9 protein-coding genes are annotated in these 9,638 nt (G+C 44.5%); 5 read left to right on the top strand and 4 right to left on the bottom strand.

Going from position 1 to position 9,638, the window contains the following annotated elements; genetic code table 11:
* Positions 1-24 precede the first annotated feature (24 nt).
* The 4 genes from fabD (at position 25) to F6J94_RS24130 (ending at position 4,709) form a co-directional block, all read left to right on the top strand.
* On the top strand, positions 25-921 hold the full coding sequence (fabD, locus tag F6J94_RS24145; RefSeq protein ID WP_293044834.1) for an ACP S-malonyltransferase: 897 nt from the start codon (positions 25-27) through the stop codon (positions 919-921).
* Between the two features lie 121 nt (positions 922-1,042).
* Entirely contained in the window at positions 1,043-1,183 is a 141-nt protein-coding gene (locus F6J94_RS24140; RefSeq protein ID WP_293044832.1) for a hypothetical protein, read from the top strand.
* Between the two features lie 1,112 nt (positions 1,184-2,295).
* On the top strand, positions 2,296-2,694 hold the full coding sequence (locus tag F6J94_RS24135) for a hypothetical protein (RefSeq protein ID WP_293044830.1): 399 nt from the start codon (positions 2,296-2,298) through the stop codon (positions 2,692-2,694).
* Positions 2,695-2,969: 275 nt separating this feature from the next.
* A complete protein-coding gene (locus F6J94_RS24130; protein WP_293044828.1) occupies positions 2,970-4,709 on the top strand; it encodes a DUF3685 domain-containing protein in 1,740 nt (579 codons plus the stop codon).
* 116 nt (positions 4,710-4,825) lie between these two features.
* On the opposite strand, the gene F6J94_RS24125 is transcribed toward F6J94_RS24130, so the two are convergent.
* Together F6J94_RS24125 and F6J94_RS24120 are read right to left on the bottom strand one after the other, a co-directional pair.
* Positions 4,826-5,425: a hypothetical protein gene (locus tag F6J94_RS24125; protein WP_293044827.1), complete on the bottom strand. Its 600-nt coding sequence runs from the start codon at positions 5,423-5,425 to the stop codon at positions 4,826-4,828.
* A gap of 193 nt (positions 5,426-5,618) precedes the next feature.
* Positions 5,619-5,756: a hypothetical protein gene (locus tag F6J94_RS24120; RefSeq protein ID WP_293019920.1), complete on the bottom strand. Its 138-nt coding sequence runs from the start codon at positions 5,754-5,756 to the stop codon at positions 5,619-5,621.
* Between the two features lie 130 nt (positions 5,757-5,886).
* Between F6J94_RS24120 and sbcC the strand changes: the two genes are divergently transcribed.
* Positions 5,887-8,907, top strand: coding sequence for an exonuclease subunit SbcC (sbcC, locus tag F6J94_RS24115; protein WP_293044825.1), 3,021 nt, complete (start codon positions 5,887-5,889; stop codon positions 8,905-8,907).
* Here sbcC and F6J94_RS24110 read toward each other — a convergent pair.
* Both F6J94_RS24110 and F6J94_RS24105 read right to left on the bottom strand, forming a co-directional pair.
* A complete protein-coding gene (locus tag F6J94_RS24110) occupies positions 8,867-9,037 on the bottom strand; it encodes a hypothetical protein (protein ID WP_293044823.1) in 171 nt (56 codons plus the stop codon). The genes sbcC and F6J94_RS24110 overlap by 41 nt on opposite strands.
* Before the next feature lie 78 nt (positions 9,038-9,115).
* On the bottom strand, positions 9,116-9,535 hold the full coding sequence (locus tag F6J94_RS24105) for a DUF29 family protein (protein WP_293019914.1): 420 nt from the start codon (positions 9,533-9,535) through the stop codon (positions 9,116-9,118).
* Positions 9,536-9,638: the final 103 nt, after the last annotated feature.

Raw genomic sequence — 9,638 nt, 5'->3', positions numbered from 1 at the left:
TGAGGACCAATAAATAATAAATAAATGATAAAGACTGCATGGGTGTTTCCTGGGCAAGGTTCCCAGGTACCAGGTATGGGAGTGGACTTATTAGACCTGCCGTCTGCAAAGGTTAAGTTTAAGCAAGCTGAGGAAATTTTAGGCTGGTCTGTCCTAGATATTTGTCAAGGGGAGTCCGATCAGTTATCTCAAACCCTCTACACTCAACCTGCCTTATACGTAGTTGAGAGTATCCTGGCTGATCTGCTCATGGAACAAGGGGAACGACCCAATCTAGTAGCGGGTCACAGCTTGGGAGAATATGTTGCCCTCTACACTGCCAAAGTATTTAACTTTGAGGCAGGGCTACGCCTAGTCCAACATCGGGCTAAATTGATGGATAGTGCTTCTGATGGCATGATGGTTGCTCTGATTGGCTTCAAACGCCCAGAACTTGAAGAAAAAATCCAGCAGATACAGGATGTTGTTATTGCTAATGATAACAGTCCTGCTCAAGTGGTAATTTCAGGTAAACCAACAGCAGTTCAGGATTTGCTGAGTCAGATTAAAGTGAAACGGGCTGTTCCTCTAAAAGTGTCCGGTGCCTTTCATTCTCCCTTAATGGCTGAAGCAGCGGCTCAGTTCCAGGAACTCTTGCTGTCTGTCCCCTTTGCTGACGCCCAGGTACCAGTATTATCGAATGTGGACCCTGTACCCACGGTCGAGGCAGCTACCTTAAAACATCAACTCCAGTCTCAAATTACTGGTTCAGTACGATGGCGAGAAATTTCTCTGAGGCTACCAGTGGAAGGGATTGAGAAAGTGGTGGAAGTCGGACCAGGTAAGGTGCTGACTGGCTTAATTAAACGGATGTGTCCCGAGTTAATTTTAGAAAACGTTAATAGCATTGCTGATCTGCAGCAATGCTTAGCAGTAGGCTAACTCGAAGCCCTAAGCTCAATCTGATTCAGGTTTTGGATGGCGGCGCGCTGCTCTTTGACGCGCCGCTTTGATGGAATCCCCCCAATAGTTATCAGAGTTTAGATATGGCAAGTGTCGGGAGATGGGGAGATGGGGAGATGGGGAGATGGGGAGATGGGGAGATGGGGAGATGGGGAGATGGGGAGATGGGGAGATGGGGAAATGGGGAGATGGGGAGATGGGAGCGATTTTTATTAAGGGTAATTATCCTGACATGATATGAGGAGCGCGATCGCATATCGGTTCATGGCAAAGGCATCTAAATTCTAGAAGCCTTACTCAGCAGAAAAGATTTAAAAATTCGTAAGCATTCAGCCGTCAGCCGTCAGCCGTCAGCCGTCAGCCGTCAGCCGTCAGTGGTCAGCCGTCAGTGGTCAGCCGTCAGTGGTCATATCAAATCCGGATAATTGCCCACACTTACGATATCCAGACAACATCTTTCTCCCCCTGCTCCCCTGCACCGGAAGCTCCCCTGCTCCCCTCACCAGGAAGTATGGTTATTCAACCGGATTTGATATCAGTGGTCAGCTTATTGTATTCAAAAGCTATTCCTAAAGTAGCGTGCCCATAGCCCATAAGCTAATGGCTGATACGCGACACGCTGATACGCGACACGCTGATAGCTGAATACTTATCAAAATTCCTAAGCAAAAATACTTATTCAATGACTCTCATATCCAGTAGGCATTTCCAAATAAGATGCGAATACCACTGCATATCGGTCAAATCCAGAACCATTAGGTTTTTTTGACTTTCTCAAACTTACCTAACATTTTTGATGCAGTCGCTTTTGAAATCATAAAAATATGAGAAAATGCAAAATCACAGAGTAAATAAGTCAGTCAGTTGACATGGGATGGCTGGAAAAGGTCTCTGGATTGGTGGTCTTTAGACAAAAGATCAACCACTGTTTCCTTATGCCTACCAAACTGACTTCTGCTGACTTCCCCCTGACCAGTATAACATCTTGACCCAAGGGGTTTCGGTTAGTGGAAAAAGTTGGCTAAATCAGCATTTTTATAGCTGATATATTTGCTGTAGTTATTGTCTTAACCATATTCCTAAAACAAATCACTGTGATTACCAAAGGAGCTGCCCATGCTTGAAATAATGAGTATTCAAAAAGCTGATGAAACCAGTAAATTAAAAAATCAAAAAAAGGTAATAATTAATGGCAGTTTTTAAATAATTATCCAAATCAACGAGTTACCTACAGTAAAAACTGTTAAAAACGGCTGGCAGGAATTTAATGTTGATTGTGATGGCACGATTTTTACGATTAAGGTCAAACCCAAAGTTTGGAAAAAAATCACGACTGCTAATGAGATGTATTCCATGTGGGTCGCTGTTATTACTGGCAAACTGGGAGCGAAAATTAACAAAGGGTTTCGGGTAGAGCAACCAGGCATTCAAGTATTTGAGAAAAAACCCAAGGCACCGAAACCAGAGAAAGCACAGCTACAAGCCCAATCACAGGAACAGCTACAACCACAAGCACAAGCCCAATCACAGGAGCAGCTAGCCCAATCACAAGACCAGCTACAACCACAAACACAAGCCCAATCACAGGAGCAGCTAGCCCAATCACAGGAGCAGCTAGCTCAATCACAGGAGCAGCTAGCTCAATCACACGAACAGCTAGACCAATCACAGGAGCAGCTACAAGGTCAATCACACGAACAGCTACAGGAGCAGCTAGCCCAATCACAGGAACAGCTACAAGCACAAGCCTAAGCAAAGACCAAGAATTGGGCGTTAAACTGATTTAATCTGAACAGTTATTATCAAATTTCGTTAATCGTTAATTGAGAATTAATAATTTTAAATTAACGATTAACAATTAACAATTAACAATTAACAATTAACCTGGATTCCTGCTCCAGCGGGTCGGTTCCTCAGCCCCCAAGCCACAAAAGGTAATGTTATGCTAGCTTCAACGGCTAATTGTTCATAGCGTTCATTGGTTTACAGGCTTTAGCCATAAGCCATTTCCTATAGGCTATCTCCAGATGAGCGATCGCATAACTCATATCCTTCTGATTGATGATGACCCAGTATTCCGATTGGGTATAAGGACTGCCTTGCAAGCCTTCGAGGATCTACTAGTTGTAGCTGAGGCTGATACTGGTACAGAAGCCCTATCAAGATTAGCGGCACTAGAGGCGACCAACTCCGTGGATTTGGCAATTTTGGAACTAGCTTTGGATCCCCCTAATTCAAGTGAAGGGATAGCCTTATCAGGATTGCCACTGTGTCAGCGATTACAGCAGGAGTACCCTAACTTGCCAATCTTACTACTGACCAGGGAATCTCAACCCACTGTACTAGCAGCAGCTCAAGCATTGGGTGTAAATGGGTACTGCCCCAAAGGAGTAGCGATCTCTACCATTGTTGAAGCCATTGGTCAAATTATTGAGGGTCAATCCTATTGGCAGACACTGTCTAACTTACCTACTGTATCTTATAAAGCTGCAGGTTTTGCTCCCTGGTATCAACAGTGGCGTAAATCAGGATTCCAACAATTTGAAGCGGCTTTAGCCCAGGTCAATAGTCAGCTGCAAAATCCTCGTCTTTCCAATTGGGATTGGCTGTTTTGGACTGGACGCCGTCGAGAACTGTTGGTAGCCCGTTGGCTGGCGGATCAGCTATTACCTGCTAGCATCATTCTGGTGGAACCGTCACGGGACAATTCCTTAGTCCCAATGCCTAAACCGGAAAGGTCACTGACTGTTGCGCCAATGGCTCAATCCCAGCTTAGCCCTAAGCCACCACTAGTTGAGCAGATATTTGACCGGACAATGAACCGGACAATGGTAAAACTTCAATCTGGTTTATCCAACCTCTCTGGTGTTCCCCTAGAAATTGACATTCTCCAAGTAGAGAAAAGAGCAGAGTTACTTGGTTTAGTCTTCCAAACCTTTGAAGAGCTGGTTGAAGATTTGCGCTTGTCTCAAGTAACACTGGAACAGTTACCTCAGAAGCAACAGCTGATTCTGAAAGATCTGTGGGAAGCATCAGTTACAGATTTCTTCGGAAAGTATTATACCTTGTACACGGACAATACTCAACTAGAAGTTGTCACTATTTTGCTTGGTAACTATCCCATCGTCAAAAAAGAAATTCTTGATAAAATTCCTCTAGTAATTGATTTATTAGGTCATCGACTATTTGAGAGCTCATTAATCATTGATAATGTCTCTTATCCAGCTCACACCCCCGAAGCAATTCAACGGTCAGAATTTATCCTGGACAATTTAATTATCCAAATCGGTAATGGGGTGATTCAACCGTTATTAAATCAATTGGCAGATGTAGAAAGTATTAAGGTAAATTTTTATCATAAAAATCTGATGTCATCTCGGGAAATTGCTCGATTTCGCAATAATCTCTCCTGGCGATATCGCCAAGATAAATTATTTGGTGAGCCACAAGCAATTTTCGAGAGTCGATATGATTTATTTATCCTAACTGACACTGGCATTAAACAAACCAGTATCTATGCTCCCCGGCGTCGGGAATTAGAACGGCTACGAGGTTTTCAGCTAGCTGTGACGTTAGCCTATGAGCTACGGGATGCTCTTTCTCCCCGTGTGCAAGCGGCTGTTACTTGGATTGGTAATGGTGTGGTGTATCTGTTGACCCAAGTCTTTGGTAGAAGTATTGGTCTAGTAGTTCGTGGTGTAATTCAGGGTATTGGTAGCAGCGTCCAAGAGGCCAGGTTTGGGAAAAATTCTGGACGTGGGAAGTAGGGAAGAGGGGAAAGTAAAAAAATACCATTACATCCGGCATAGGGACTGATTCAACCCTCCCCACCTAAACAATTTTAGAAAACAATTTTAGAAGCCCCTGCCTCTAGGCATAGGTTTCATGACTCATGGACAGCCACACCCTTTTTGCCATTACTCTCAGTATGCTCTACTACTTCCGAGCCTAGAGGATTAGCTTGATGCTGAGATGGTGGCAAAGCGGGAGCTAATATTTCCCAAGCTTCTTTGGCAATGGGTAAATACTGATCGTGAGCGGCTTTAGCTTCAGCAAATTTTGTTAAGGTTTTGGCAAAATTTCTATCCGTTGCCAGTTTCATATGTTCCGGTGTCAGGGGGTCTGGGGAAAATAAGGCTTCGATCACTGGCCGTAATTCCACTGCTTGTTGGTAAGCTTGTTCCAAATTCACCCTTAAACTTGCTAAAGATGCGATCGCTTTTACTGACTGAATAATCTCTGCTTCCTCACCATCTTTACTATCGGTAGCTAGTGGCTCAACTAAAATCAAATCCTCAGCACTCAAGCCATCGGCAAAGCTATCCTCATTGACCGTAGTGTCTTCTGAGTCTTCCATCCGCCGTTGAATCTCTTCGAGGGCTTTAGCTCTGTTTTTGGCATTGTCGGTTCTGCCGGGGACTTCAACGAAAAAGCCGAGTTCCTTTAAATCCTTGGTTGTATATTGCACCGTAGCTTTTGACATAATGTTTACCCCAGTTTCGATGTCCGATTAGATTCATCCTACTTAAATTAATAGTACGCCTGATCGAGTTCACTATGGAACATGGTTCCAAAACCGAAATGGCGTAAGCATATGCGCTACCTCACAGGCTAGAAGCCTGTGCCACGCACGCTACTTGAGGTGCTATCAGCTCTCAGCTATCAGCTTTCAGCTATCAGCTCTCAGCCATTGGCCAACGGCTGACGGCTAACCACTGACCACTGACCACTGACCACTGACCGCTGACCACTGACCGCTGACCACTAACCGCTGACCGCTGACCACTGACCACTGACCGCTGACCGCTGACCACTGATGGTCTAGCTAAGACTTTTTGCTTACTGAGGAATTATTAATTTTTGTAAAAATGAGTGTTCAAGACCTAGAAAACTGATATATACGTCGCTACACTAATCAAAGTGTGTAAGGCTTGTGGAACCTAGATGATTCCTATCCAACTAACTCTAAAAAACTTCCTCAGCTACCGCGACGCAACTCTAGACTTTCGCGGTCTTCACACTGCCTGTATTTGTGGTCAGAATGGAGCCGGGAAATCGTCCTTGCTAGAAGCCATTACCTGGGCAATTTGGGGACAAAGCCGTGTTGCTTCGGAAAACGATGTTATCAATACTGGGGCGAAGGAAGTCCGAGTAGACTTTATTTTTCAAAATAATCAACAAACCCATCGAATTATTCGGACTCGCCACCGAAAACAGGGGAGTTCCCTAGAGTTTCAAGTGGAAACACCAAATGGTTTTAAGTCTTTAAGCCAGAAAGGAGTACGAGCAACTCAATTATTAATAATAGCGAATCTGAAGCTAGATTACGATACCTTTATCAACTCCTCTTACCTGCGTCAAGGTCGAGCCGATGAGTTTATGGTCAGGCGTCCCAGTGAACGGAAACAAATTCTGGCAGATTTGCTCAAACTAGACCAGTACGAAAAATTGGCAGACCAGGCAAAGGATTTGTCAAAGCAGTTGAAAGGTCAAGTAGAACAGCTAGAACAAAGTTTGCAGGGTATTAAGGAACAACTGGGAGAACGGGATGCGATCGCAAAAGAAACAGCTACCCTGGAAACTGCCTTACACCAGCTGCAACAAGACCAAGACCAAGACGCGCAACAACTCAAACAACTACAAGCTGTTGGACATCAGCGGAATAGCTGGGAACAACAGCTAAACTTTGTGAGGACACAATATCGTAATCTTACTCAAGATTGCGATCGCATACAACAAGACATTGCTACTGCTGTTGCTCAACAACAACAACTTTCTGAACTACTCTCTCAAGACCAACAAATTACTGCTGGTTATGCCGAATACCTCCAGCTACAAGAACTTGAAGAAAGTCTTGCCGCAAAATTACAGACTTATCAGAAAGCGCAACAGCAACGACAACAACTTCAACAGCAGCTCAATCAAGAAATTAATCAACATAATCTCCAAATCCGTGATATCCAAGCTCAACTCGAAGCCTTGGGTACTCAAGAGCAAGATATTAAAGATACTCTCTCCCGTTCAGGGCAAGTGGCTACAGCCCTGGCACAACTTAACCAAGCTCGTGAACGCCTCAAGCAGCTAGATAATCTGCAACTAGAAGTCTCTCCCTTGTTGCAACGCCGTGGGTCTATCCAAAGCGAACTTGACCGGGTTCAAGCCAGACTCAGTGCCAAATTAGAAGAACTAGTCTCTTCTGAAAAACAGTTATCCCAGCAAGTAGCAACAACACCTCAGCTGAGACAGGCCGCACTTCAGTTAGAGGCTGAACTTGGGGAATTAGAGAAAAAGCGGGTCTACCTGTCTCGGTTACAGGACAAAGGACTAGAACGTCGAGGCTTTCGAGAACGCCTCCACGAAAACCAACGTCGCTATGAAAAATTACTGGGGGAACTGACCCAAAAAATCGAATTGCTGCAAGTTCAGAACGCAGTTTGTCCCTTATGCGAGCAGCCTCTAGATGCAGCCCATTCTGACCGGGTGATTCAGAAAACTACTGCTGAGCACAAGGATGTTCAAGATCAATTCTGGGTAGTACGAGAGCAGCTAACAGTTTGTGAACGAGAACTTCAGGTGTTGCGCCATGAATACTCCCAAATTTCCAAACAACTCTCTCCTTATGAAGAGTTGCTAGAACAACGGGGACAACTAGCAGCACAACTAGAAGCCACTGACGAAGTTTACGACCGACTCTATGAAGTATCAGAGGAAAAGAAAGAACTGCAACAATCCCTTAGTATTCCTGGTTATGGGGTAGAGTTACACGAAGAACTCAGGCAACTCGACCTCCGAGTCCAACAGCTCAACTACGACGAACAAACCCATGCTCTAGCACGGGGGGAAGTTGACCGGTGGCGCTGGGCTGAAATCCACTCGGCTAAGCTAGAAGAAGCACGGCGGCGTCAGGAAAAAATTGATGCCCAGAAACCACAGCTGCAAGAGAAGCTGGATACTCTTCAAGGCTCAGTGCATCAGTTACAAACGAATTCCCCGTTGAAGCAGCAATTGGATCAGCTGGATCGATACATAGCTGAGATTGGCTATAACTTGGATGCTCATAATCAGGTTAGAGCCTCCTTGCGTCAAGCCCAATCTTGGCAACTGCCTTATCAGGAATTACAAACTGCCCAAGAGCAACAGCCCCAAGTCGGTCAACGCTTGGCAAACCTAAATCAAACCCTCCAGAGCAGACGCTCTAATCTCAAGGAGGTTAATACACAAATTGAGGACATTGTCAAGCAAATGGAACAAAGTCCTGATGTCACTAGGGACATCCAAGCCTTAGAACAGGGCATGAAGCAGCGCCGACGGCAAATGGATAAACAACTATCCCAGCAGGGGCGTCTCCAACAACGGTTGCAGCAACTGGAATCCCTACAAACTCAGTATCAACAGCAACTCGAAAAGCTGCAACAACTCCAGCGGCAATATCGGGTGCATCAGGAATTAGCGATCGCATTTGGCAAAAATGGCATCCAGGCACTAATGATAGAGAATATTTTGCCTCAACTAGAAGCCCAAAGCAATCAAATTTTGGCTAGACTGACCGGGAATCAGTTACACATCCAAATTGTTACCCAAAAGGCAGGGAGTCGGTCTTCTAAGAAAAAAACCAAACTGATTGATACCTTAGATATATTAATTGCTGATGCCACTGGTACTAGACCTTATGAAACCTATTCCGGTGGTGAAGCATTTCGGATTAATTTTGCCATTCGTCTGGCATTAGCACAACTGTTGGCTCAACGCTCAGGCACATCCTTACAAATGTTGATTGTGGATGAGGGGTTTGGCACCCAAGATGCCGAGGGGTGTGAGCGATTGATTGCAGCAATTAATGCGATCGCATCCGATTTTGCTTGTATTTTAACCGTGACTCATATGCCTCAGTTTAAAGAAGCCTTTCAGACCAGGATTGAAGTATCTAAGACATCCCTTGGCTCTCAGTTAAGTTTATCGATGTAATCAATGCTAATATTTGTAGCAAAGGGAGTCGGGAGTCGGGAGTCGGGAGTCGGGAGTCGGGAGTCGGGAGTCGGGAGTCGGGAGTCGGGAGTCGGGAATAGGGAATAGGGAATAGGGAATAGGGCGTCAAGAATGATAACAATTACTTAAATGATTGCTGATAACGGATTGCTGATTGCTGATTGCTGATAACGGATTGCTGATAGCCCTATAAAATCAAATCCATTGCTGTTTTTATGATTTCCTCCCGCTCCACCATTTTAGCAATTTCTTCAGCTTCATAACTTCCTTCAAATGCTTCTAATGAAGCGCGGTCTAGTGCGGATTGATAGGCATCTTCTAAAGTTTCTAATAATTCCTCTTCGGTTAAATAAGTTCCTTTCGCTTTGTGGCGCTTATTAGTTCGTTGAATTTGTTTAACAGAATTACGTATTGATACTTCCCAAGATTTAGTCGTCCGTTTCTCAGCCGCTTTTTTAATTAGATGTAACAGGAGAATAATTCCGTAACTAAATAGTTTATTCAGTTTATCCGATTTGCTCATCTCCTCCAATTCTTCAATCAGTTCCAGGGCTTCAGGGATTTTGCCTTCGTAGAGCAATTCCTTGAGAGTCATTAATTCTTCCATTCGCTATTATTCCTCCGCTTTTCAATTTCCCCGTCGCGACTAATACCGAACCAAAGATATAGCAGTCGAAGTAAAGCTTAAGACATATTTCTACTCCCGACTA

Source organism: Moorena sp. SIO1F2, from assembly GCF_010672755.1.
In the GTDB taxonomy this organism is placed as follows: domain Bacteria; phylum Cyanobacteriota; class Cyanobacteriia; order Cyanobacteriales; family Coleofasciculaceae; genus Moorena.
Note: the sequence above shows the minus strand (reverse complement) of the source record. Positions and strands in the feature narration are given on the sequence as shown.